The organism is Natronoarchaeum sp. GCM10025321, assembly GCF_042663585.1.
Taxonomy (GTDB): domain Archaea; phylum Halobacteriota; class Halobacteria; order Halobacteriales; family Natronoarchaeaceae; genus Natranaeroarchaeum.
The window spans coordinates 340,881-364,887 of the sequence record NZ_JBHTAN010000006.1 but is presented as its reverse complement, the minus strand read 5'-3'; the positions used below and the strand labels follow the sequence as shown (position 1 = coordinate 364,887).

The window sequence follows — 24,007 nt, the reverse complement described above, 5'->3', positions numbered from 1 at the left end:
GACTCAGTCCCTCTCCTCCTGATCACTCACACCACCTGAAAGCCGACCCAGTACATACGCTGCCCCACTGACACCGAACAGTGAGCCGACGACGCCGGGGCCTGGCGAGCCATCGTCGTCCTGGTCGCCACCCGCAGATTCGCTCGTGGTCTCCCCAGACATTGAGTTATCATGGTCTTGCTCTCCCTCGTCGTCAGTCTCGCCCGCCGATTCGTCTTCACCCACGTCAACTGTAACGATGAATGACGTACTGTCCTCACCGGTCGCCTCGTTCGTGACGAGTAACTCGATATCGTACTCGCCCGGCTCGTCGAACTCGCGAGTAACGGTCTCACCGGTCAGTCTCTCGTCGCCGTCGATCGTCCAGTCGTAGCTATCAATGGGGCTTTCGGGGCTCTCCGAATCGGTTCCGTCGAAGGTTACTGTCTCTTCCGGCATGGGCGCGGCCGGCTCGTACGTGGCGACCGCATCAGGTTCGGGCGGCGGGGTCAGCGCGTAGAGCCAGTCCTGCTGGGACGTGATATATACCGTCTCGTTGGCGACTGCGGGTCGGCCCGTGATCGGGCGCGGGAACTGCTCGTTCGGGACGAGTCGCCATCGTTCGGTCCCGTCGGCGGTCGCCAGCGCATACACCGTCCCATCGTTGCTACCGACGTAGACGGTGTCGTCGACGAGCAATGGCGCAGCCCAGATCGAACCGCCCGTCCGGAACCGCCAGCGTTCGGTTCCATCGTCGGCGTCAATCGCGTAGAAGACACCCTCTTCGTCGCCGACGTATAGGGAGCCGTCGCCGACAGCCGCCCCCGCACGAGCTCTCGATTCGGTCTCGAAGCGCCACTGTTCGGTCCCATCGGCCGCGTCCAGTGCACGGACGTCGTGGGTTGGTACGTAGGCCGTTCCGTCGACGACCGCGGGAGCGGATTCGATGTCGCGTTCGACGTCTGCGGACCACTGTTCGGACCCGTCCTCGGCGTTCACTGCGTAGAGGGTACGATTCGTACTTCCCAGATAGATCGTTCCGTCGACGATGACAGCTCTGGCTATCGAGCGGTATACTAAGCGACGTACTAGGTGTCATATCTACCACAAGAACTCATACATCGCTAAGAGACCCAACAGACGGAACATGCCCTGATAGGCGTATAAGCGGCGATTCATACTCGGTTCGACGTCCGCAAGTAGTGAGACTAGCGCACACAAAAACGATCTAGGAAGCACCACCGTGGAAGGGACCACCAGCAGAAACCCGTGGGGGAGGCCACGCGTAGCGCCTGTACTGTCGACTTCCTCAGATGTGACCCCGACGTCGAGTATCTCGATCGACGTCCGAATGGCTTCATAATCGGCTCCCGTCTGTCGGTTTTCCATATTGGGGCCACGGCGTCGACGTGAATCCGCAACCCGACACGTCGGTGTATCGCGAAAACCGCGGTTATAGCCCACGTACACCGTGTGTAGCAGGCAGTGGCCACATAGCCGTCGGCAACAGAATACGTTCCTAGATCAGATCCATACTCAGTATAGAGACTTCCTACCGGCCTTACACACCGATTATGAACATTCAGTGACGTGCCCTCTGTACTCGAAAGCCTGTTTCGACCCCGGAGCGGGCTTTAGCCCAATTATGAACGACACAGAACTCGTCTCGAGTCGGGAGATGCGGCTTCCTTGTGCATACTGTCGATCACGACGTCGCTCTTTCTCGCAGGACAGGATTTGCTTGACCTCCTCCCGCGTGTGAACTACCCCTGCCTACTCGCCGCCGTTGGCGGCTCCTTGAGGCAGGGGCTTCCTGGTTCCACGACGCGCTTTGCAGGAACAACCGCAGTTCCCGTAGGGAGCGCAGTCTCCACAGGCGTTTCTTCGGAGTGACCCACTCCTAGTTCCGAAAGTCCGCGAGAAAGAATGTTCCACGCTGCGTTTGCGTCTCTATCTGCTTCGAAGCCACAGGCCGGACAAGAGTGCTCACGCACCCAGAGTGGTTTGTCGGTTTCGACGCCACACTGAGCGCACTCTTTGGTGGTTCCTTCGGGTTCAACGTCCACGAAGTGTGTCCCTTCGCGCTTGCATTTGTATTCGAGCAGCTCGGTGAAGGTGTTCCACGCAGCAGACGCGGTGTTGCGGCTGTTGCCCGGCGATTCCAGCATCCCTTTCACGTCAAGGTCCTCGACGGCGACCATCTCGTACTCCCGAGCGTAGTATGCCGAGAGTTTGTGAAGGAAGTCACGCCGCTTGCGCTTGATGTCGAGATGACACTCAGCGACACGCTGACGTTGCTTCTCCCAGTTGTTCGACCCATGCTCTTTGCGCGAGAGGTTCCGCTGCTCTCGTTCGAGCCTGTCTCGTTCTTCTGAGAGATCAAGTGAACCGACTGCCGTGCCGTCAGTGTCGTGAGCATACTTCAGAATCCCCACGTCGATGCCAACCATCTCGTCGGCGTCAATCTCCGCCAGCGACGGTTTGGGCGGTTCCTCTTTGTCGTCGACGGCGAAGGAGGCGTACCACTCACCAGTCGGTTCTTTCTTGAGCGTGACTTCTTTGACTGTTTCATCGTCGGGAATGTCTCGGTGGCACTCTATTGGAATATCCGCGAGTTTCGACAGTGAGAGCACAGTCTGACCGTTCTTCTTGTCGAACTCGAAGCCAGACTGGACGTATGTGAAACTGCGGAAGTCTCTGGGAGCTTTCCAGTTTAGACTCCCGACGTTGTAGCCCTTCTCTTTCAGTTCAGACAGTGCTTTGACGCTGTCCTCGATCCGCATGACAGCGGCCTGTGCAACCGTTGAGTACAGGTCGTTCAACTCCTCCCACCAGTCTTTGAGGTCGGTAAGTTGATCGCGGACCTGTCGCACTCGTTGGTTGAGTGTTCCCGCCGATTCGGGGATCTCGGTAAATTCTCCAAGGGCGTGGTTGTAGAGTTGCCTACAGGTATCGCGGTAGTGATCCAACAACTCACGCTGTTCGGTGGTTGGCTTGAGCCGGAACCTGTAGGCGTAGTGCATCGGTTACTTGATTGGGTCTGATGTCCGGACGATTTTCACGTCTGCGCCACGCCAGTCTTTGGGAACGAGGACATGTGCGCCGTTGCCGGTGGCTTTCACCTCGCCTTCGATGACTTCGAGGCCTTCAATTTCGTGTCTATCCATCACCTATGTTTAGACATTGTTTCAACATAAACGTATCGGTTCGTGGGCCTGTGGGCCAGCAACAAGCAGGCGCATGATAGATGATGACGGCGGTGTATCCCCTCCCTACTGCGCTCCTTGTCCGCTTGCGCGGACTGCGGTGCTCGTTGAGGAAGGGGGATTAGCGCCTGCAATCAGCTAAAAACGGAGATTCTCACCGATGGACGATAGTTACGTCGAGGAGGCACTCGACGACGCGGAAGCGGCGTTCCAGCGAACTGCTGGACAGACGACTGAGTCTGATCTGGACATCTCGGACGACGCCCTTGTACAACTGCGGAAAGCGTGTCGACTCCTTGAGGCGGACGAACGCTTCGCAGCCGAAACGGATACTACACTGTCGTCATCGAGGCGTCGTTCGTGGCAATCGAACGGAGTATCCAGTTTTATAGAGAGCAAGGAGAATACCTGACCCTTTAGGGTCAGGATGAATCCGACAATACACTACACGCACCACCGTTCGATGACATTCCCGAGTTTCCAATCCGTAGTTTCAAGCGGTAACATCTCGTAGCAGGAGGTAAGGTCAGGTCGGAACGGAGCGATTCCGAACGGCCTTCGGAGGCGGTCTACCCGCCAGTAATGAGACAATATCCGAAACGCCAACACGGTGAACACGAACGCAGAAACATTCGCCTCTGTGCCTGTTGGTCGAGCAAGCCTCAAAGGTAACTCCGAGTCCGCTGAAGGGTCAGCGACTCTCTGCTGGCAAAAACAACAGATGGGAGTCAACGACGCCGAGGATAGGAGTAACGGCGGTTTGGCACCGCCAGTCAGCCGCTGTCCACGATGGCTGGGTTAGACAGGTTCCCGTTAAGTGGCAGAATCATGGTTGCGAACCTGAAACTCCCAACGCTCGGGATTCCTGCGTCTTTAGGCGCAGGAGGATGTCAAGTGACAACAATGGGCTAGTCTGCGCTGGCAGGAGTGCTGTCTGCATCGACGTCATCAAGAAGGGGGTAGTCGATATGCATCTCGATTTTGTCGAATGGGACCACGGGCTGGATCGCTCCACTGGGCCCTCCTTCCTCGAGTTCGAGGATACCCAGTACTTCGAGGTGTTGCAGATCTGTATGGACATCCGAGACGTCGCTGATCCAGGACGACGCAAGGACCGCAGCCACAGGCGAGGACCGCAGCGAGGCGCGCGACTCGAGCCTGCGGCCCCTTTCGGACTGGCAGTCGTGCGTATCACCCAGAACTACAATATCCGAATCCACTATCTTCTTACAGCGAGAGAATCCCGGCGTTTACGGCGTTGACGAGACGCTCCGCGTCTCGTTCGTACATCAGAACGCGGAGCGTTCTGAGGACGGGCGTGAATCTTTGCCATCTCCCGGACACGACAATCCAGGAGGTCGTCGAGACGCTCGATCTCCCCCAGCGAACGGTGTACGAGTACGTCGACAACCTCGAAGCCGCGGGGCTCATCGAGCAGTCCAACGAAGGGCGACCGGCCAAGTACGCCGCCTGTGGAATCGAACTTCGATTGGTAGACGGCAATGCTGAACGACTGGTGAGCCTGTGGGCCGGGAGAAACAACCCGGCGGCTGGTCGGCCACTGTCGGCTTCACCCTCGGGGTCAAGCCCCGAGGCACTCGGCCTGTTCCGCCTGTAGAGAGCGGCAATCGTCTCCCAGCCTCAAACGTTTGCCTGGTCGCGCGACGTGTCAGAATCGACCAGTGGAAGATCAACCTCGATCGTATCGTACCACACCGACGGCCGCTTTCGACGACCTTCCTGCTCGAACTCTATCAGGTGGAGTGCTTCGAGCTCCTCGAGATTGGTATGAACCTGTCGGACATCACGATCGACGAGCCGTGCCGTCTCTCGGATACTCTCTGGTGTGTGACGGACGATAGTACGGAGCAGTTCCAGATTCTTCGGTCGTGTGACACGGTGAATGTCGGCCGGATCATCGAAGATCACCTCGAAATGAGGCTCCGTCATTTCACCACGGTCAATCGCGGACAGTGCGTCCTGCAGGCTGTCGTCGTCGCCGCTCTGAAAGCGAATATACATCGTCCGGTCAGTCGAGTTACCAGGTTTCTCCATGAGTACGTACCTCCCGTTTGAATCGATCGAACAGTGCTTCGAGACCGTGGAACTCGATGTCCTCGGTATCGCCATCCACGGTATGTTTGTGATGCATCGTTGCTCCCGGGTGGTCCGGGAAATTGTCATACCGAAACCGTGTCCCACCGTCCCGACTCCCGTACTGCATTGAGTACTTGAGACCGTCGGGATATCGATCCGACGGCGGAACGTTCCACGCCTTCACCTCGGCATACGTCTCACCGAAATCCTTCGATACGCTGATTAGCAACTCCGCGTCGTCGCCACCCATCTATCGTTGTTTTGGGGCACAACATAATAAGTGATGTGGTTAGCTACAACACAAATAGTTGCTCACGTTGATCCAGTCCGGCCGGACGATCAACGCGATCAGCCTGGGGGGTCCCGCGAGGTCACGAGCGGGACCTCGAGTGACCTTTTCGATTTCCCAGACAGAGCTCTCGATGGGTGCAGACCTCAATATTCACTCCCTGCGAACACATCGATAGAGGGGTGTGTCGTCTACATCTCTGGGCGCAACTGCGAGCAACGGTCTGAACACTACTGGTCGACATCTTTGAGGCAGCATTCCCGGGCTTCAGTCCGGGGAGGATATCAACTGTAGACTGAACTGCTTCCCTATTCATGAACTGTAATACAGTTCGGTCGAAGCTCCGCTTGCTCGCGGGCGTACCCGGAAACACTGACAGGCGCAGTGGCGCGTGCTGGCGCGCCGCCTGTGGCGCGCCACCATCACGCGAGGGTGGCGCTGAACGACGTGAAGCGCCACGGTTGGGGAGGACGAGGAGCGGTAGGGAGGGAAATCGAAAGGGGCCGCAGGCTCGGGGACGCACGACGACGCAAGGACCGCAGCCACAGGCGAGGACCGCAGCGAGGCGCGCGACTCGAGCCTGCGGGGGCTTTCGGACTGGCAGTCGTACTCTGTCATGCGTATCACCCAGAACTCCAGTATCTGAATCCTCTATCGAGTATAGAATACCGAGAGTTGGGCCCCTGTTGTCGAAAATCCCGGTCAGGGTGGATTGTCTGCGTCGTTGATTCCCTCGAACGTTTCGTTGGTGTACGCATACCGCCACCGTTGTACAATCGCACGGGTATGCCTACGAATGTGAGTGGACGCTGTCGGGGAGATCCGGAACACGGCTTCGAAGCTCGTCGAGAGATGTTTCGAGGATTGCCATCGGATTCGAATCGGTAAAGGATGTGGATTCACGGTACGGTGTTGCCCACGCTTCGTGATCAACTTGAAAGTGACTTGGACCCAGGGACTCGTGTGTTTCGTCCTGGTGCCATCCACATGACCACGGGGTGCTCGAATCGTTGTACTGGATACGGAACGCATCGCGCCCGGACTGGGGACGCCACTCGAATTCGAGTGTCGCTTTACCGGCAGCCTGGTCGAAAAAGATCCCCCGGTCGAGGGTTGCGACGAGACGGACTGGACGCATCGGACTTGGTTCAGCCTTGACAGCCGTGCTGCCGGCGTGACGTCGAAGGCGCGTTGCGACTCGTTTGTGGACCTCGTATCGGTGGAGATGCGTGTCTCCCGGAATCGGTGAGTTCCCCATTCGCTGGCACCAGGTCAGTTGGCAGAGGCGAGACGACTCTCGCGGGTCGCCTCGATCGTATCGTAGAGCTGAATGGCCTGCTTGATGAGCATGGCCTGGTGCTCGTAGTACTCCCAGTCCTCTGCATCGTGACGTCGCTGTCGACGGTCTGCTACCGGAAGATCATCACCAACGGTCGTCCGGAGTTCGTCAGCAGACTCCACATCGTATGTGTCCTTCCACTCGTCGATGTCAGTCCGAATGGCATCTAATTCGGCCGTGAGTTCGTCCTTTTGATGTTCGTTGACCAGGTCACGGATCTGATCGAAATACTGGGTCACTGGATCAGGGTAGTAGCACGTCTCGCGACCACGCTGGACCGTCGTGAGTGTATCTACCTCGACGAGTTGCGTGAGATACTTTTCGGCCGTGTTTCGGGCAACCCCAGCAGTCTCGGCAATTTCTCCCGCATTTTTTGGCTCGCGAACCGTCATGGCAACCTCCCGAATCCGATCCATCGTAGTCGTGTGATTGCCTGTTCGCCCGTTGCTCATATACGTACTCCGACCGCCAGCGACATTAGCTTTTTGCAACTCGATTCACTATTTTGAATTGGGCGTGTTGTTCGCTCGCAGATCGACAGACCCTCCCCGCGTCAGTCGGTACGAATCGCTCGAAGTTATCGATGCGATCACTCACCCATCGAAACCGTCTCCCCGTCGACGACAGCCGCCTCAGTCACAGTAACCGTCTCATCCGCAACCGTATACTCTCCTGCGTACGGAATCGTCACTCCAAACCGTCCCTCTCCATCGCTCTCAACCGTTCGTTCGTACTCGAGCGTTCTCCCGTCGACTCTCACCTCCGTCGCAACGGTAACGCTTTCGTTCGCGCCAGCCTCCCCCTCGATCGTCGCCCCGGGAACCATCGCGAACGCCGCTGCAGTGCGATCGTCGTCGACGGCCAGTAACCGATAGTGTGCAAGGCCCTGCTCACCAGCACCGAGGTCACCCAACAACTGGTCCTGGGTAGTCCCCTGCGCAACCGACCCGCCACGATCCGTAACCACGACGTAGCCGACGCGATTGCCAAAGTCGGCGTAGGACTCGTCAGGGCTGGCCCCACCGACGAAGCCGTTGTAGTTCGATCGTGCGTAGCCGTAACTACTCGACTCCCCGTTCACGTGGTAGTTCTGCATCCGATTCCGTGGCCACTCGTTCAGCACGAAGTTCTCGGGGTACTCCCGATCGACGCCCTCCTCGAACTCTTGGATCGCCTGGTTCGCCTCGTACTCGGCATCCGTGTAGGTGATCTGGCTCGTGAGCGACGGCACATAGATCAGGCCGAACCCACACACGAGCACGCCGATCACGAGGAGATACGATGCCTTCGTCCCGCCCGGCACGGAGATCGACGACCTGCGCCCGCCGTCTGCGACCGCTCCAGTCGTTTCCTTATCGCGGAACACCGTGAGCGGGCGGGCGAGCTCCACCGCCGACAGCAGATAGACGAAGCCGACGCCGCCGAGCACCGACAGCGGTACGATCAACTGTGCGGCGAAGCGGACCTGGATCGTCGCGAGCACGAGCCAGAAGCCAGTGTAGACGACCAGCAGCAGCCAGCCGGGCTCGTACTGGCGATACACGAGCACCGCGACCAGCGCGAAGACGGCCATTCCCAGATAGAACCCGACGCCGAGCTGGATCAGCGGGCCGAAGATCACTCCGTAATCGAAGGTGAACAGCGAGACCGACTCGGTGTAGCCCTCTCTGAGAAACAGATCGTCAGCCCGTTCCTGTGATCGTGCCCAATCTTCGGGGCGCATTCGCCGGAAGAGATACAGGCCAATACCGGCGAGTACCCCCTCGATAGCCACCAGTCCGACGGAATGGAGCTGCCATCGCCGCCAAGCCTCGCCCAGTACAACGACTGCCAATGCCCCAGCGAACACCATCACGGGCGTATAGGCCACGAAGCCGGCGTGCCACTCCCAGTTCGTGTGCAACCAGACGGATATTGCGGCACCGATACCGACCCCAACAAGCACAGGCAAGTTCGCAAGCGTGGGCGAGATCCCTTCCCGGGCGTCGACGACGGCACGAAGTCCGATATAGGCCGCGAGCGGGATGAACATGAGTGCCGAGCCACCCCATAGATGTGTGGTGATGCCCAGCGAGAGGCCAAGCACCCCAGCAACGAGCCACGTCATCGGGGTCTGGAGATGTCCAGACACTGCACCTCGTTGCCCCCTTTCTCCAGCCTCAATTCGTGTCTGTATGTCCATCGCCAGCCACGCCAGCGCCAGCAAGGTAACACCCAGCCAGAGGTACTGATGCAGTCGGTGCTCGATGAAGCCCACGCCCGTGTACACCGCGTGGACGGGCGCGACTGCGAGCAACACCACGGAGGCGAGCCCGATCCGGACGTCTGCAGTAATCACCACGGCGAGTTTGTACACCACGATCCCGAGCGCGAGCGTCGCAACGACGGGCAGCCAGGCGGCGACCATGTCCGCGGCCCACTGGTCCCCGCCGAGCATGGCGGCGAGCCACCAGTTCACGGCGTGGCTCAGGGGGCGCGTCCCGCCGACCCCATCGGGCATGTTCGCGATCACGTCGAGGTTCGTCGGGTCGGTCGATTCGGCCAGCAGCGTCTCCATCCAATATCTGTAGTAGTACGGATCGTTCCCCGGGGAGACGACGTCATCCCCCCGGAACACCGATCGGTACTGGGTGATGCGCATCACGAACAGGAAGGTAAGCGCGCCGGCCAGCCCGGCCATCGCGCGCAGGTCAATGTCGAGTGAGGGGTCGAATCCCGCAAGCACTCCGCCCTCACCACCATCGTCAGCCGCCTCAAGTGATTCGCCGGCAAGTGCCGACTCCACGGCGTCCCGATCAGCAACGCGATACTCGCCGTCGACCTTTTCCACGATCCCCTGTGAGACTAATTCACCGAAAGTGCCCGAGTCGGCAGCGATATCCTCGAACAACCACGTGCCGTGCTCGGCGTCTACTTCGAGCACATCTGCCAAGACGGTCTCGGCATCAGAATCGTCATCCAGAAACGTGGCGGTTGCCTCCCACACGGTCTCTGGATCGTTGCCGGCGTCAGCAGTCATTGCTTCAAGTAGTTCTATTGGCCTACCATGTGCTTTTCGCTCCAATCAGCATCGTAGTTGGCACTCGATGCGTGGTGGCGATCGGTTATGATCGAGTCGCAGAGGACCAGCAGCTCGCATCTGATCCGGACGTACACGTCCCGAATCTCGTCCATCGTCATTGTGTATCCCCACGGAACAGTGTTGCAGTGCCCCCGATCGGTCCATCTGCGAACGGCTGTTTGTTGCGCCCTGACCCACCGGACCAGCTGCTGCATTCGCCGTGATTTTTCCTACAGAGACTAAGGGAACACCAAAGGAGCGGGGCCCCTGCAGCGTTCACTCATAACGTACCCCCCTCCATCGGCGGGCTGTACGCTCGCAGCGCAAGTTCAGTCAAGCAAAGTCGCTGGCTCCGCGCGGTCGGGCATGCGATAGTGCCGAGCCGCCCACCCACGAGCACTTCCGTCGCCCCGAGCGTCGGCGTTCGAACTGTGCCGGGCGCGCATCCCCAACAGTAGAGCCGCGGAACGTCCCACACCGCCCTGTCGGCACAGCGGTACGCGTACGCGAACACGAGGTCCGTCTCGACGAAGGCAGTTCCACAGTCGGCACACTGAGGACCGGTCGCGGACGGCCCGACGGGATGGCCCGTCAACACCTGTTCGGGCGCGGCAGACACTGTCGGGTCGACGATCAGAGGTTCGCTGGCAGTGTCGTCGACGACCTGCGGACGGGCGTCTTTACCGACCATGGGTCCTCCTCGCGGCATACTCTCGTGACGGATCGAAGCACTCGAAACAGGGGAGTGCGTCCCCAGCCGGGCCGTCACACCAGTCGTACTCACAGTGCGATTCGTCGTCGACATCTTTTTTGCGTGTGGTATCCGTAGTAGCCATTGCTTCTCACCTGCGAGAATCGTGAAATATCCCCGCAAATCTAGCAAATGAATTAGGATATTCTCGTCAATATATTCAATTCAGGTTAATACGTCTACGTGAACATGGTATTGTGCGAAACATTGAACGGGGAGTCTGCGAAATTATCGAGGATCCAGAAAGCCAGTAACAATATTGAGTAATAAAGTATATATTTTTAAATAAATTTTAATATATGGTACTCTACTTAGTATCCCTCACTAATTATACATATATATTAGACGAATGAATCGCTCAAATGGTTTTCTAATATATGTGGGTAGGTGCCGTATGGCACTCTCTGAGCGTGTTCCGTTGATGAAACCAGGCCATCGAGTGCGGAACGTGGCAGTGGGGTTTGGCTACTTCATCGTCGTGATGAGTCTCCTGAGCGCGCTGGGCGGTGACGATATCGACGATGACGAGCCAGCACCCGAAGCAGAACCCGAGATGTCGAGCGACGACGCGGATACAGAGGACGAACCAGCCGACCTCGAGACCGAAGAAGAGTCCACGGATGACGCCGACTCGGAGGCTGAAGACGAGACTGATCCGCCCGACGAGGAGCCAGTAGAGGATGCAGAAGACACGACGGAGGTCACAGAAGAAGAACCTGCTGAGGAAACGACCGATCTCACTGAAGAGGATCTCCTGATGATGTTCGAGTTGGTCGTCGAAGGTGAAGGAGGATTAGAACTCGCTGATGTCGAGCGCGACGGCGAAGTCCTCCACGTCGAATACTACCCACAAGGCACGACCGAAGCGGAGATCAGCGAGGAGATCGGCTACCTGACTGGCGCGTATATCGGCGCGACAGCCGAGGGGCTCGACACCGAGCGCATGGAGGTGACGGCGTTACACCCGGTTGACGAATCGGCGGTGTCGCACTTCTACGTCGAACGCGAGTGGGTGGATGCCCATCTCGACGACGAGCTGACGGTGGAAGAGCTGACGATGGAGGTGCTCATGACCCTAGAGGTCGAGGACGAAACAGCGAGCGTCGGTGCGCCAGCCTACGAGCGTAGCGTCAGCAGTGCGGGCTGAACGACCGGTTTTCCAATAGCCAACGAAGTGGTCAGCCTCGACACGATACTGCTCTTGTTCGAGGCGGACACGAGTCGCAAAGAGTAGACCATGATACGTAATGTGGACTGAGCCCGAAGCTCACGTCCCGTGCGGTGATGATAAAGAGGTCGTCGTAATCGGTCATCGGGATCACGTTCCAGCGGAACTACGGGTGTGTGTCTGGCGATCCGATGCTCGAGCACGTAAACGTTCCGGACGGCGCCCTCCGCCACGCTGGCGGCCGATTTACCTCGTACAGCCCGCCCCACTCCGGTGCCGTCATCAGCCACACCCCTCAGTAACGGGCGCGTAGTCGAAGATTATATTCAACAGTGTAACAGAAAGAACGGTATCATGATTCATAGCCCATCGAATCGCTCCCGGAGTGATCGCTCGTGGACCTGATCGACGACTACGGACGCATCGCGGGCCTGGTCAACGTCATCGACCTGTTGGCGGTCCTCGGGGTCACGGCCGTCCTCGTGGCTGGCCTCGCCCTGCTCGACGTAAGCACGCTGGCAGTCGGTGGCGTGCTCGCGGTCGGCGCGCTCGCGGTCGGCGCGCTCGCGTACGCCGACGACCCCGACACGAGAACGGTCTACGCCGTCCTCGATGTCGGGACGGTCCCGCCCTCGGTGGCCCGAAAGCTCATCGACGGCGCGGGCGCCCTCTCGGTCGTCGACGCTTACCTCACGCCCGCGCCCGACGGCGTGGAGACGGTCGTCGAAGTCGCCCTGGACCAGCGCCCCTACCAGTCCGCGCCGGAGTATCGCGGGCAGGAACTCGAGGACGGCAGCGAGCTCACGCTCCGAGTCGGCGCCCGAGACCTCGACGCGACCGTGCTCGAAACGAACGCGGAGCCGAGCCTCGACCGGACCGAGACGGCCCTGCTCGTGAGCGCGGAGCTCCCGATCGAGACCGCACTCGCCATCGAGGACGGCGACAGCTTCCCGCTTGCCGGCCGCGAGGTCGCCACGGTCGAGTCGGTCGCCCGCGGCGGCACGACCGATCCCGACGTGGTCAGAACGGCGCTCGGGCTCACCGTCGATACCCGGCTGGTCGAAGACGCCCGGGAGTTCGCGGGCGAGCCGCTTCGCACCGGCCGCGAGATCCCGTTCCGAACCGCGCGCTACGAACTCGAGGGAACGATCGATCGCGTCGGGACGACCGAGGCGTTCGGCGAGCCGGTTACACGAACCCTGACGGTGAAGGCGACCGACGTCTCCCCGGACTGGCGGGACGCGATCGAACCGGGCCTCGAGGAACGGATCGGCGGCGAGACGATAGCTACCGTCCAGTCGGTCTCCCCACCGGACGGCGCCGCGGACGAGCTCGCCCGGACCGACGGCACCGGGACCGATCTCCGCCTGACAGTGGAGCTGGCTGCCCGCGAGACGGAATCCGGGCTCCGGTTCAAGGGCGCGCCGATCGAACTGGGCTCGACGGTGACGCTTTCGCTCGGCACGCTCACCCTCACCCCGACCGTCGTCGGGCTGGAGTGAGATGGCCGCACACCCCAACTGGCGGCGCGCGGTCCAGCGTCGCCTCCGAGCCATCATGACCGGGTCGGTGCTGTATCGCCTCGCCCGACGAGCGACGGCCACAGTACCGACCCCCGGCGACGCCGAGACCGGCGGGCTCTGGGAGGTCCTTCGCTGCTCGTGGCTCGCCCGCTGGCTCACCGCCGAGCCCGACCCGGACGTGATCGTCATCGACCTCCGGGAGGTGCGGACGGTCCGTCCGTTCGTTCTCGCGCTCGAGTCCGTCCTCGACGGCCTGGCGACCGCGACGGTCTACTCGCGGACCGGCGCGGTGGCCTACCGCGGGCTCGAACAGCTCGCGCGTGCGCCGGTCCGGAGCGCGGGCAGTGTGCTCCTCCTCGCGACGGGTGCGGGCGGCCTCGTCACGGTCACGGGCGACGGCCCGTCGACGACCACCCTGGGCGTGCTCGGGGCCAGCGCGCTCGTAGGACTGCTCGCGCTCCTCGAGACGCGCTCGTGGGGAGAACTCCGCGAGACGCGACCGATCAGGTGGCTCGCGAGCGCGTTTAGTCCGCCCGAACCCCCCGAACGCAACTCCGAGCGCTGAGACGCCGAGGGAGCCAGAGCACCGGTCGTGGAGACGGCCTGAACGCGCTCTGTTGATCGGACTCCTAGACGATGCGTCAAGTGTTCGTGACACTCATGTGTAACACCCTCATCCGAAATCCACGCGACAGGAGTCGCCCCACGTTTCGTATACGTTTCGATCACGAACCAGGTGCCGACAAATGTTATTGAATCAATAAGTCTTATACAATAGGGGATCAATCAATGCGATAACATGAGCACCGACGACGACTCCACACCATTCCCCCAGTCGATCCGGCACAAACAGGTACTGGATACGGCGGAGGACCATCCGGACGCCTCGATCGACGAGATCGCCGCGATGGTGCCGAGTGCGACGCCCGACCTGGTCGAGCGGGTGTTCGACGAGTACGGCGATCCGGCGGCCGACGAGGACGCGACGGAGGAGTCGAGCCCCGAGGACCCGTCGATGGAGAGCGACGACCGCGACGACCCCGACACCGCTGAGGCCACGACCGACGCCGTCACACGGAACGAGGAAGCCGTCTCGGACGAGGCACCGACGCCTGACGGCGGCGCGGCGTCCGACGGGGAACCGACGTCCGATGCCGAAGGCGCACCAGAGGAGACCAGCCCCAGTGGACCGGACGAGTCGACGGAGCCCACCACGGAGGGGACCGAGGACAGCCACGCAGGCGAAGATGCAGCTGAGAGCGCGTCCGACGACCTCCCCACCGCGGAGACGCTCTCGGAGAAACAGCGCGAGGTGCTGGCCGTCGTCGCCGAGCGGCCCGCGGCGACCCAGCAGGAGATCGGCGATCGTCTGGACGTCTCGAGCGCGACCGTGAGCAACCGCGTGAACAGCATCGAGGGGTTCGACTGGAGCGCCCGCGAGACGCTCGTCGAGCAGGTGTTCGACGAACCGCCGACGGCGGCCGTCACGACGGATGGTGGACCGGCGGTCGAAAGTACCTCCACAGATACAGAACAGCCCGAGTCGACCGATATCGGACAGTCGGAATCGACCACCGCGGACGACGAACAGGCTGACACGGACGGTTCCGATCCGACGGCCGAAATCGAAGACGAGCTCGCCCGGATCAACGAACGACTCGCTGCCCTCGAAGCGGCCGACGAGCAGGAATCAAGCAGCGAATCCGCGGGCACCGACTCCGCCTTTGCCGATCCCGCGCTCGTCCACAAGGTCGCCCACGCCTGTCTGGACTCCGACGCCATCTCGGAGGCCGAGGAGCTGCGTATCTTCGAGGAACTGCTGGAGTGAGGCCATCGGGCCGTTCACGATCAGATTTTTTATTGTATTCCTATTAGGAATAGTATGCCTAATAGGAAAGATTCTATCACGATCGAGCTGGAGTATCCGTTCCCGGACGAGCGAGTGTTTCGCTATCAGGCCAGCAGGACGTTCTCGAGATCCTGATCGATCAACCGTACACCAGGTACTCGGTGACCGAACTCGCAACCCTCACGGGAGCCAACCAGGGGACGATCTCGAAGGCAGTCGGGCTGCTCGACGAACTTGACGCCGTCGAGACCATACAAGACGGCCGTGCTCAACAGGTGCAGATCAATCGTGAGCGGATAACGAAGCCGGATCCAGTGCTCGCCATTCCCCAAGCGGAGTTCCACCAACCGATTCGGGCGTTCCTACAACGACTCCAGGAAGCGGTGGCGGAGTTGGTCGGGGTCGTCCTTTTCGGGAGTGTTGCCCGAGGTGATGCCGACAGGGCCAGCGACATCGATCTCCTGGTGGTCGTCGAGGGCGACAAGACGGAGGACCGGCGATCCGTCCAGTCAGTCGTTGCCGATCTCGAGGACCGGAAGTTCGAGGGCAACCGATACACGTTCCAGCCGCTCGTGGAATCGACGGACAGCGTACGGCGAATTGGTGATCAACTCCGGCCGCAGTTCGACGACGGGATCACGTTGGTCGAGTCCGACCAACTCACCGAGCTCCGGACGGAGGTGTACACCGATGGTGAATGACGAGATTCGGGAGAAGTTGGTCGCAACCGAGCGGACCTTTGAGGGTGCTCCCGGAACGATAGAGGACGGGCTGGACATCGACGATGCAGAGTTGGTCCAACTTCGCCGCGCCTGCCGGCTATTGGATGTCGGGTCGAACTTGCTGAAAAAGGCTACTACACAGTGGTGATCGAGTCGGCGTTCGTGGCGATCGAGCGTACCATCCAGTTCCGGCTGATCCACGACGGGGCAATGGCCACTGAAGAGGTTATCAGTAGTCACCGACGGCTCTACCAGCGTGGGGCCGAGATCGGGCTGTACGACGACGCCTTCGGTGACGACCTCGCTGAGCTGTGGAACCGGAACCGGACCAAGACCTACTATCGGCTCGGAATCGCAACGAAGGAACAAGCCGAGGCGATGCACCTGCTCGCCGACGACCTGCACCAGCACCTCGTCGATATGAGCCGGGTCTCGGACGAGTGCCTCTGTCGGGAATAACGGGTCCCCCAACGAATCGGTGGGGATCGTGGTCTCGGGCCGGTGATTCGGTCAACATCCCGAGCTCTATCGATAGTATATTTGTCAGCAGAGCTACTGCTAGGACTGACGCGTCCGTCTCAGCGAGTATCGATACTTATTACCCCACCCAATCGGCAGTGAGCACACAGTGACTTACACGGATCTGATCATTGCGATCCTCGCGGGGATCGTCCAGGGGGTCGTCGAATGGCTGCCCGTCTCCAGTCAGGGCAACCTCGCGTTGTTTCTGACGGCTGTCGGGACGGAACCCGATGTCGCGCTCCAACTCGCGCTCTTTCTCCAGATGGGGACCACAGTGTCGGCCGCCAGCTACTACCGTAACGAGATCGCGACGGCGACGCGTGCCGCCCCCGAGTGGCGACCCCGCGCCGCCTTCGAGGGCCAGAACGCGCTCGTCTCATTCATCGTGGTTGCCTGCTTCGCGACGGGGATCGTCGGCATCCCGCTCTACATCTACGCGGTCGATCTCGCCGGCCAGCTCACGGGCGGCGTCTTCATCGCCCTGATCGGCGTCCTGCTCGTCGCGACCGGCATCCTCCAGCTCGCCTCCGAGTCGGTCGGGATGGGCATTCGCGAGGACCCCACCTTTCTCGACGCCTGCCTCGTCGGCGGCGCACAGGGTATCGCGATCCTGCCGGGCATCTCGCGGTCGGGCGTCACCACCAGTGCCCTGTTGTTCCGGAGCTACGACCCGCCCGTCGCGTTCCGCCTTTCCTTCCTGCTGTCGATCCCTGCGAGCCTCTCGGCCGCGGCGCTGACGGTCGCTGGGGCGGGCGGGCTGCCGGGGATCAGCCCGACTGCGGCCGTGCTGGCGATGGGTTCGAGCGCCATCGTCGGCTACTTCACGATCGACCTGCTGATGCGGGTCGTCGAACGCCTGCCGTTCTGGCTCATCTGTTTCGGCCTGGGCGGCCTCGCCATCGTCGGCGGCGGGATCGTCTCGGTCGTCGTCTGAGCCCCTATTCGTTGTCGCGCCAGGATCCCCACACCTCACGGTATTTCCCCAGTTCTCGGTACTTTTTCTTTCGCTCGAAGACGTCGATGGCGTAGATCAGCTCGTTGTCCTTGTCCCAGTCGATCAGTACGCGGAAGTCACCGACTCGGAGCTTGTACCCGGGGTGATTCTTTAACCGATCAAGAAAGTGCTCGGGGAAATCGCCGATATCCTCCAGCTTGTTGATAATGCGCTTTGCGTTTTCTGTCTCGAACTGCTCCACCGTCGAAAAGAACGTCTCTGTCAGAATGACGTCATGGCTCACTGGTCAGTCCTCACTCATCGATGCCGAGGCGGTCCTTCGCGTCCGATATCGTCATCGTACGCCCCGCTGCCACGTCCGCATACCCCTCGGAGACACCCTCCTGCGCCCCGGGCGTCAGAATCGGCTCAGTCGTGTCGCGCAACACCTCACGGACGAACTCCGACCGGTTGGTGTAGTTCAGTTCCGCTGCCAACTCGTCCAGTTCCTCCAGAAGACGCTTCGGCACTTTGACGTTGAGTTTCACCATGTCACCGTCGTCATCTGCGTCTGTGCTCATACTCTGTGGTACGTGAGTGGTACTAATAGAACTATCGCACAGTCCTCGCGAATCACCACCCATTCCCAACAACGGTAGCGTTCTACGACATCGACACCGCAACACACTACTACTGCGACTGACACGCCTACGATATGCGAATCAACGTCATCGGGAGCGGCTACGTCGGGACGACGCTCGCCGCCTGTCTCGCCGACCTCGGCCACGACGTGCTGGCGATCGACATCGACGAGGACGTCGTCGCGGCGCTCAACGACGGCCGGGCACCGATCCACGAGCCGGGCCTGGACGACCTCGTTGCCGACCACGCCGGGGCGAACCTCCACGCGACGACGAGCTACGACCGCGTCCCCGAGGCCGCGGTGACCTTCCTCGCGATCCAGACGCCCTCGCGCGAGGACGGCAGCATCGACGCCGCGCCGCTGGCCGCGGCCGCGGAGATGACCGGCGAGGCGCTCGCCGACACCGACGAAGACCACCTCGTCGTCGTCAAGAGCACGATCACCCCGCCCGCGCTGGAGGAAGTCCGCAGCGCCCTGTTCGGTGCCTGCGAGAACGCTGAGGGGCGGGTCGGCCTCGCCACGAACCCCGAGTTCCTGCGGGAAGGGACCGCAGTCGAGGACTTCCTCGCACCCGAGAAGGTCGTCCTCGGCACCGAGGAGGCGTGGGCAACCGAGCGCCTCGAAGCCGTCTACGAACCACTGCTCGCCGCACACGACGCCCACGTCGTCCGGACCGACCCCGCGACCGCGATGCTGATCAAGTACGCCAACAACGCCTTCCTCGCGACGAAGATCTCGCTGATCAACGATATCGGCAACGTCTGCAAGGAGTTCGGCGTCGACGCCTACGAGGTCGCCGACGCGATCGGCCTCGACGACCGGATCGGCGAGCAGTTCCTGCGGAGCGGCGTGGGCTGGGGGGGATCATGTTTTCCAAAAGATATTGCTGCAATTATCGCTGCAGCAGAGAACGAGGGGTACTCCCCACCCGTGCTCGACGCCGCTGTCGAACTCAACGATCGCCAGCCCGAACGCATGCTCGACCTGCTCGACGACCACGTCGACGTGACCGGCAAGCGCGTCGCTGTCCTCGGACTGGCGTTCAAGCCCGGCACCGACGACACGCGTAACTCCCGGGCGATCCCGATCATCGAGGGACTCACAGAGCGCGGAGCCGAGGTCGTCGGCTACGACCCCGTCGCGACCGAGAACATGCGCGAACGCTTTCCGGATATCGAGTACACCGACTCCGCACCGGCAGCGCTGGACGGGGCCCACGGCGCGCTCGTCGTCACCGACTGGGACGAGTTCGCGACGCTCGACGAGGAGTTCGATGCGATGGCCGACCCGGTCGTGATCGACGGGCGGCGGATCGTCGACCCACAGGAGGGAATCGTGTATGAAGGGCTGACCTGGTAACTACGTCGCCCTCGCTAACCGGTTTTGTCGCGTTTGCTTGCTCTGCAACTCCTGCTCTTCCCCGATCCGATCAGAGTTCGCTCAATATTTTCAAGGCTTTCACAACTAACACTCATTACGTTGTGCACGCTAGCTACAGATACGATGTCGATTGACCGAGAAACGTTCGAGAAGACGAGCGAATCGGAACTCGAAGAGCTCTCTGTTCCGGAGCAGGTGCTCGGATTTCTCGCGGCCCACGACGACCGTGCGTTCAAAGCTCGTGAAATCGCCACACAGATCGAAGTCGATGAGGGGGCAGTCAGCACAGCACTCTCCCGACTGAAGCGTCGCGACCTCGTCGAGCACAAGGCAACCTTCTGGGCGATAACGAATGACGAGGGCCGGCTCGAAGAGTACAGTGGCTACGAACGTGCAACTGCCCTCTTCAACGAGCAGTTTGGGAATGAAGAGAAGGACGCATGGCAAGAGCACGCACCAAACGAACCACATCCGAGCGTCGACGCCGAGGACGAAGCGTGACCGACGAAGAGGCACCAGTTTTCGAGCGAGGCGATGTCGTCTATAAAGGATAGCAGCGCGAGTACCCCGACCCACCGTGGTCGGGGGTGAAGCGCGTCACAGCACGAACTTTTAACAAGTCCCAAATCATACCAGAATACAGTGCAGTCGTCCAAACTCACCCAAACCTTGTCGTTCGGACTAGACATCCACACGGGGAGTGACGACGACCTGCAAACCGGCTGTCTCGAATCACGACGTATCCGCAACGAAACCAACCGCCTCGACCGACAAGGCGGTGACTGGAGTGACATCAAATCAACTGTCGTGGATAACGCGAACCACGTCAAAAACACCAGTCAACTCATCGTTGACAAGGCACTGGGGGAAATCGAAACGTACCACGACAACAAAGACGACGACTGGGGTCGGCCATACCCCTACATCGACGGGATGTACCCGATGGTGATGAACCACGAAGAAGGCTACCGCCTATTCCCCGAAGATGGTGGGTTAATTCGGTTCCGAGTCACGGCCACGAGAGGCACCCACCTCAAAGGTGAACTCCGTGGCAGCCCCGACCACTTCGACCGACTCCAGACAGCGTTCAACGACGATGAGTGGCGGGTTGGAACGGCTGAAGTTGTTCACAAACACGACGAGTGGCGGCTCCACGTTACCGTCACACACGAGACGCATCGAGTCGCCAACAAAGTCGATGCAGATACGATTGTTGGCGTGGATGTGAACGAGGACTGCATCGCTCTCGCTGCGATGAGTCGTGACGGCGCAATAAAGGACTCAGTAGTGTTTGAGTATCCGTCGGTGAAAGAACAGCGCCACGAGTTTTTCACCAAGCGAAAGCGGATGCAGAAAGCAGGACAGACCGCGTTCGAGACGGTCGTTCAAACTGAAGAACGCGACTATGTTCACGACTGTCTGCACAAAGTATCGCGTCGAGTAGTTGAATGGGTGTCGCAGTTCACGAACCCGCTTTTTGTCTTTGAAGACCTCAAAGACATGCGAGACTCCATCGACTACGGAACGCGAATGAACCGTCGCCTCCACTCACTGCCGTTCGCTGCACTCCAAAACATGGTGTCGTACAAAGCTGCGTGGGACGGGATTCCCTCTGACGAGGTTGACCCTGAGTACACGAGTCAGCGATGCCCGAGAACGGAGTGCCAGCACACTGAACGAGCGAATCGCCACAAGAAACGGTTCAAGTGCGAGAAGTGTGGTTTTCAAGACCATGCTGATAGGAAGGCGGCGGTGTGCGTTGTGCAGAACTGGTTAGACGAAGAAACTGGAAATGTGCCGTCTCTCAACAAGCTTCCCCGCGTGAAGAAGATGAGATGGGCGGCATCGGGGGCTGGTGGAGGCCCCGACTCTCACGGAGCAATTTACGCTTCGGGTGTTCACCGACACGGAACGTCGGCGCAAGACTCTCAGAGTCAAGCGCGAGAGGAATTAAAGACCGTTGCCTCAGCTGTGCAGGACTAAACACGGACGCCCCGCGCCACCGTGCGCGGGGTACTTCACTCCGTATCGGTCTCCGCTGACATCCGGTCGATCAGCTCGTCCAGTCGCTCCTCATCCCGTTCGCGTTCTTCGCGCAGGAGAGCCGTCGCTGGGCGATCCGTGTCGGCGTCACGGTCCAGTCCGTGAAACTTACCCATCGACCCGACAGGGCGGACGACGATCTCCCCCTCTTCGTTCTCGACGAATTTGACGCGTCCGGGTGCCTGAATCCCGTGCTTTTCTCGAAGCTGCTTGGGGATCGTGGCCTGCCCCTTTTCGGTGACCGAGACGATCCGTTCGTCACCGTTGGAAGCGGTATTCTCTGACATAAGTATTACTTTGTCATAGTAATATTTGGGAGTATCGTCGGCGTCCCGTTTCTGTCGAACTCATCACCGATAACACAGAGCGTATATATTTCCGGCCGATGACGTATTAGCAACGAATGTACGATTTCGCCGTCGTCGGCTGTGGACCCGCGGGCGCCCGGTTCGCACGACGTGCCACTGAGGAGGGCCACGATGTCGTCGTCTTCGAGAAAGGGGAGGTGGGCGCGCCGCTGGCCTGTTCGGGCCACGTCAGCACCGACATCTGGGGCTTTACTGGCCCGGACGCCCGCGACGAACTCCTCCAGAACCGGATCCGCGGGGCCCGCTTTCACATCGACGAGCCAGCGAACGGAACGGGCCCCGCGGACGACCGTGCCCGCGAGGCCGGGAAACACTTCGACGACGCCGAACCGTTCTACAAGGACGAAACCATCTCGAACGTGATCGACCGCGTCGGGCTGGATCGCCACCTCGCCGACCTCGCTCGCGAGGCGGGCGCGGAGGTTCGCGAACACCACACCGTCACCGGGATCGACGAACGCGAGGACCGGGTGGAACTCACCGTCTCGACGCCGGAGGACACGACGACCGTCGAGGCAAAGATGATCGCCGGGTCCGACGGGCCGCGCTCGCGTGTCCGGGACGCCCTGGGCCTTGACGAACCCGACGAACTGCTCCACGGCGTGCTCGGCTTCGACCCGGACCCCGACCATCAGGAGTACGTCGACGTCCACCTCACCGCGCCGCGGTTTTTCGCGTGGCGCATCCCGCGGGGCGACGCGGGCGTCGAGTACGGACTGGCCGCCCCGCCAGGCGATAGCGTCCAGGCACAGTTCGAGCAACTCCAGCGGAGCTACGGCGTCGACCTCGACCGCACCTGCTCGGGGGCCATCCCGATCGGCCCACCGGACCGCGTCACGACGCGCCGGGGCTTCCTGCTCGGGGACGCCGCCGCCCAGACCAAACCGTTCACTGGCGGGGGTATCCTCTACGGCATGACCTGTGCGGACCACGCAGTCCGCGAGATCGATCCCGACTGGCCGCCGACGCTACAGGGGTACGAGCAGGCCTGGCGCGAGGACCTCTCGCGAGAGATCCGACTCGGCCACCTGCTCCGGCGTGCGTACTCGCTACCCGAATCGGTCCAGCGGGCGGGACTGCGCGCGCTCTCGGGCGAGATCGGCGTCCACATGGATCGGCCCACGTCGCTGTTTTCGCGCGACCAGCTCAAAGCGCTCGTCTCACGCTGACTCGGCGTCCTCGTCGGGCAGGGACACACCGGTCCGCTCGTCGGACTCGGTGACGTCCTCTAGCCCGTCGACGATCCGCTGGGCCTCCTCGGTCTCCGTCTCTCGGAACGCCTCGACCAGCGTCAGCGCCCGGCTGAGCCGGGTCTGTCGCCACGACTGCTCGCGGTGCTGGTAGGTGCGGATGCTGCGGAGGAACTCCGGCTTCGAGAACTCCGGCCAGTACGGTGTGCAGAAGTAGACTGCGGCCTCGTTGCCGTTGGCGTACCACGGCAGGAAGTTGCTCGTCCGCTCGTCGCCGCCCGTCCGGATGATCAGGTCGACGGCCCGTACCGGCCGGTCGTAGAGCTGTTCCTGGACCGTTTCGACATCGATCTCGCTCGGCTCCATCACCCCCTCGTCGACGCGCTGGAGGATGCGCTGGGTCGCAGAGAGCAACTCCGAACGCCCGCCGTAGGCGAGTGCGATGTTCAGAACGAACGAGTCGTACCCGCGCGTTTGCTCCTCGGCGTACTCGACGGCGTCCTGGACGCGCTCGGGCAGGCGGTCGATTTCGCCCAGCGCGCGGATGCAGACGCCGTTCTCGTGAACCCGGTCGGCGTCGGCGAACTCCCGGAGTTTCCCCTCGATGAGATCGAACAGCGCCTCCTGCTCGTCGGCAGGGCGCTCGAAGTTCTCCGTCGAAAAGGCATAGAGTGTGAGCTCTTCGATCCCGAGTTCCTGCGACCATTCGAGCACCTGCTCGGTCGTCTGCGCCCCCTGTCGGTGCCCATCCGATTTCTCCGCGCCCTCACTGCGGGCGTACCGTCGATTCCCGTCCTGGATGACAGCGACGTGTGTCGGCACCTCCTCGATGCCGCTACGCAACGCTCGCTCGTAGACCGACGCGATCGTCTCCCGGAGCCACCGACTCATGTCTGTTTGCTAACGAGTAAGCAGACGCGCCGGTTTGTACTTTCTGATCCGA

At 61.0% G+C, this 24,007-nt stretch carries 26 protein-coding genes and 1 pseudogene; 14 read left to right on the top strand and 13 right to left on the bottom strand.

Features of this window, described 5'->3' with window-relative positions:
• Positions 1-3 precede the first annotated feature (3 nt).
• The 3 genes from ACFQL3_RS04625 to ACFQL3_RS04615 all read right to left on the bottom strand — a co-directional run bounded on the left by ACFQL3_RS04625 (position 4) and on the right by ACFQL3_RS04615 (position 3,146).
• A complete protein-coding gene (locus ACFQL3_RS04625) occupies positions 4-1,029 on the bottom strand; it encodes a PQQ-binding-like beta-propeller repeat protein (RefSeq protein WP_377057012.1) in 1,026 nt (341 codons plus the stop codon).
• Between the two features lie 713 nt (positions 1,030-1,742).
• The gene (locus ACFQL3_RS04620) at positions 1,743-3,002 is read right to left on the bottom strand and encodes an RNA-guided endonuclease InsQ/TnpB family protein (protein WP_377051852.1); all 1,260 of its coding nucleotides are present in this window, start codon (positions 3,000-3,002) and stop codon (positions 1,743-1,745) included.
• A gap of 3 nt (positions 3,003-3,005) precedes the next feature.
• A complete protein-coding gene (locus ACFQL3_RS04615; RefSeq protein ID WP_377051850.1) occupies positions 3,006-3,146 on the bottom strand; it encodes a DUF2080 family transposase-associated protein in 141 nt (46 codons plus the stop codon).
• A 199-nt stretch (positions 3,147-3,345) separates the two neighbouring features.
• On the opposite strand from ACFQL3_RS04615, the gene ACFQL3_RS04610 reads away from it, so the two are divergent.
• Complete coding sequence (locus ACFQL3_RS04610) at positions 3,346-3,597, top strand: hypothetical protein (RefSeq protein WP_377051848.1); 252 nt, start codon at positions 3,346-3,348, stop codon at positions 3,595-3,597.
• Between the two features lie 496 nt (positions 3,598-4,093).
• Here the strand turns inward: ACFQL3_RS04610 and ACFQL3_RS04605 are convergent.
• Positions 4,094-4,276 (bottom strand): annotated as a pseudogene (locus ACFQL3_RS04605) (transcriptional regulator); the annotation flags it as partial.
• A gap of 227 nt (positions 4,277-4,503) precedes the next feature.
• On the opposite strand from ACFQL3_RS04605, the gene ACFQL3_RS04600 reads away from it, so the two are divergent.
• The gene (locus ACFQL3_RS04600; protein ID WP_377051846.1) at positions 4,504-4,803 is read left to right on the top strand and encodes a helix-turn-helix domain-containing protein; all 300 of its coding nucleotides are present in this window, start codon (positions 4,504-4,506) and stop codon (positions 4,801-4,803) included.
• 23 nt (positions 4,804-4,826) lie between these two features.
• Here ACFQL3_RS04600 and ACFQL3_RS04595 read toward each other — a convergent pair whose 3' ends face one another.
• The 5 genes from ACFQL3_RS04595 to ACFQL3_RS04575 all read right to left on the bottom strand — a co-directional run bounded on the left by ACFQL3_RS04595 (position 4,827) and on the right by ACFQL3_RS04575 (position 10,662).
• The gene (locus ACFQL3_RS04595) at positions 4,827-5,240 is read right to left on the bottom strand and encodes a transcriptional regulator (protein WP_377051844.1); all 414 of its coding nucleotides are present in this window, start codon (positions 5,238-5,240) and stop codon (positions 4,827-4,829) included.
• Positions 5,224-5,532 carry a toxin-antitoxin system TumE family protein gene (locus ACFQL3_RS04590; protein WP_377051842.1) on the bottom strand — a complete coding sequence of 103 codons (309 nt, stop codon included), beginning with the start codon at positions 5,530-5,532 and terminating at the stop codon, positions 5,224-5,226. The genes ACFQL3_RS04595 and ACFQL3_RS04590 overlap by 17 nt, the downstream gene beginning before the upstream one ends.
• A 1,311-nt stretch (positions 5,533-6,843) precedes the next feature.
• Complete coding sequence (locus ACFQL3_RS04585) at positions 6,844-7,362, bottom strand: ArsR/SmtB family transcription factor (protein ID WP_377051840.1); 519 nt, start codon at positions 7,360-7,362, stop codon at positions 6,844-6,846.
• A gap of 137 nt (positions 7,363-7,499) precedes the next feature.
• On the bottom strand, positions 7,500-9,929 hold the full coding sequence (locus tag ACFQL3_RS04580) for an MFS transporter (protein ID WP_377051838.1): 2,430 nt from the start codon (positions 9,927-9,929) through the stop codon (positions 7,500-7,502).
• A 322-nt stretch (positions 9,930-10,251) separates the two neighbouring features.
• Positions 10,252-10,662 carry a hypothetical protein gene (locus ACFQL3_RS04575; protein WP_377051836.1) on the bottom strand — a complete coding sequence of 137 codons (411 nt, stop codon included), beginning with the start codon at positions 10,660-10,662 and terminating at the stop codon, positions 10,252-10,254.
• Positions 10,663-11,116: 454 nt separating this feature from the next.
• Here ACFQL3_RS04575 and ACFQL3_RS04570 point away from each other — a divergent pair, with 454 nt between their 5' ends.
• The 8 genes from ACFQL3_RS04570 (at position 11,117) to ACFQL3_RS04535 (ending at position 17,440) form a co-directional block, all read left to right on the top strand.
• Positions 11,117-11,869 (top strand): hypothetical protein, encoded by a 753-nt coding sequence (locus ACFQL3_RS04570; RefSeq protein WP_377051834.1) that lies wholly within the window; start codon positions 11,117-11,119, stop codon positions 11,867-11,869.
• A gap of 416 nt (positions 11,870-12,285) precedes the next feature.
• Entirely contained in the window at positions 12,286-13,392 is a 1,107-nt protein-coding gene (locus ACFQL3_RS04565) for a hypothetical protein (RefSeq protein ID WP_377051832.1), read from the top strand.
• 1 nt (position 13,393) lies between these two features.
• Positions 13,394-13,978, top strand: a complete 585-nt coding sequence (locus tag ACFQL3_RS04560; protein ID WP_377051830.1) for a hypothetical protein — start codon at positions 13,394-13,396, stop codon at positions 13,976-13,978.
• A gap of 234 nt (positions 13,979-14,212) precedes the next feature.
• Positions 14,213-15,241 carry a winged helix-turn-helix transcriptional regulator gene (locus tag ACFQL3_RS04555; RefSeq protein ID WP_377051828.1) on the top strand — a complete coding sequence of 343 codons (1,029 nt, stop codon included), beginning with the start codon at positions 14,213-14,215 and terminating at the stop codon, positions 15,239-15,241.
• A gap of 182 nt (positions 15,242-15,423) precedes the next feature.
• Positions 15,424-15,963, top strand: coding sequence for a nucleotidyltransferase domain-containing protein (locus tag ACFQL3_RS04550; protein ID WP_377051826.1), 540 nt, complete (start codon positions 15,424-15,426; stop codon positions 15,961-15,963).
• Complete coding sequence (locus ACFQL3_RS04545) at positions 15,953-16,132, top strand: hypothetical protein (RefSeq protein WP_377051824.1); 180 nt, start codon at positions 15,953-15,955, stop codon at positions 16,130-16,132. Before ACFQL3_RS04550 ends, ACFQL3_RS04545 begins: the two co-directional genes overlap by 11 nt.
• 14 nt (positions 16,133-16,146) lie before the next feature.
• The gene (locus ACFQL3_RS04540; RefSeq protein ID WP_377051822.1) at positions 16,147-16,443 is read left to right on the top strand and encodes a hypothetical protein; all 297 of its coding nucleotides are present in this window, start codon (positions 16,147-16,149) and stop codon (positions 16,441-16,443) included.
• 169 nt (positions 16,444-16,612) lie between these two features.
• Complete coding sequence (locus ACFQL3_RS04535; RefSeq protein WP_377051820.1) at positions 16,613-17,440, top strand: undecaprenyl-diphosphate phosphatase; 828 nt, start codon at positions 16,613-16,615, stop codon at positions 17,438-17,440.
• A gap of 4 nt (positions 17,441-17,444) precedes the next feature.
• Here ACFQL3_RS04535 and ACFQL3_RS04530 read toward each other — a convergent pair whose 3' ends face one another.
• Together ACFQL3_RS04530 and ACFQL3_RS04525 are read right to left on the bottom strand one after the other, a co-directional pair.
• Positions 17,445-17,744: a type II toxin-antitoxin system RelE family toxin gene (locus ACFQL3_RS04530; RefSeq protein ID WP_377051818.1), complete on the bottom strand. Its 300-nt coding sequence runs from the start codon at positions 17,742-17,744 to the stop codon at positions 17,445-17,447.
• A gap of 10 nt (positions 17,745-17,754) precedes the next feature.
• Positions 17,755-18,021: a ribbon-helix-helix domain-containing protein gene (locus ACFQL3_RS04525; protein ID WP_377051816.1), complete on the bottom strand. Its 267-nt coding sequence runs from the start codon at positions 18,019-18,021 to the stop codon at positions 17,755-17,757.
• Between the two features lie 134 nt (positions 18,022-18,155).
• On the opposite strand from ACFQL3_RS04525, the gene aglM reads away from it, so the two are divergent.
• The 3 genes from aglM to ACFQL3_RS04510 all read left to right on the top strand — a co-directional run bounded on the left by aglM (position 18,156) and on the right by ACFQL3_RS04510 (position 21,446).
• On the top strand, positions 18,156-19,442 hold the full coding sequence (gene aglM / locus ACFQL3_RS04520) for a UDP-glucose 6-dehydrogenase AglM (RefSeq protein ID WP_377051814.1): 1,287 nt from the start codon (positions 18,156-18,158) through the stop codon (positions 19,440-19,442).
• A gap of 144 nt (positions 19,443-19,586) precedes the next feature.
• Positions 19,587-19,964, top strand: a complete 378-nt coding sequence (locus ACFQL3_RS04515; protein WP_377051812.1) for a MarR family transcriptional regulator — start codon at positions 19,587-19,589, stop codon at positions 19,962-19,964.
• Positions 19,965-20,105: 141 nt separating this feature from the next.
• The gene (locus tag ACFQL3_RS04510; protein ID WP_377051810.1) at positions 20,106-21,446 is read left to right on the top strand and encodes an RNA-guided endonuclease TnpB family protein; all 1,341 of its coding nucleotides are present in this window, start codon (positions 20,106-20,108) and stop codon (positions 21,444-21,446) included.
• Between the two features lie 35 nt (positions 21,447-21,481).
• Here ACFQL3_RS04510 and ACFQL3_RS04505 read toward each other — a convergent pair whose 3' ends face one another.
• A complete protein-coding gene (locus ACFQL3_RS04505) occupies positions 21,482-21,793 on the bottom strand; it encodes an AbrB/MazE/SpoVT family DNA-binding domain-containing protein (protein WP_377051808.1) in 312 nt (103 codons plus the stop codon).
• A 116-nt stretch (positions 21,794-21,909) separates the two neighbouring features.
• Between ACFQL3_RS04505 and ACFQL3_RS04500 the strand changes: the two genes are divergently transcribed.
• A complete protein-coding gene (locus tag ACFQL3_RS04500; protein ID WP_377051806.1) occupies positions 21,910-23,043 on the top strand; it encodes a geranylgeranyl reductase family protein in 1,134 nt (377 codons plus the stop codon).
• Here the strand turns inward: ACFQL3_RS04500 and uppS are convergent.
• Positions 23,035-23,955, bottom strand: coding sequence for a polyprenyl diphosphate synthase (uppS, locus tag ACFQL3_RS04495; protein WP_377051804.1), 921 nt, complete (start codon positions 23,953-23,955; stop codon positions 23,035-23,037). The two genes, ACFQL3_RS04500 and uppS, sit on opposite strands and share 9 nt — an antisense overlap.
• Between the last annotated feature and the right edge of the window lie 52 nt (positions 23,956-24,007).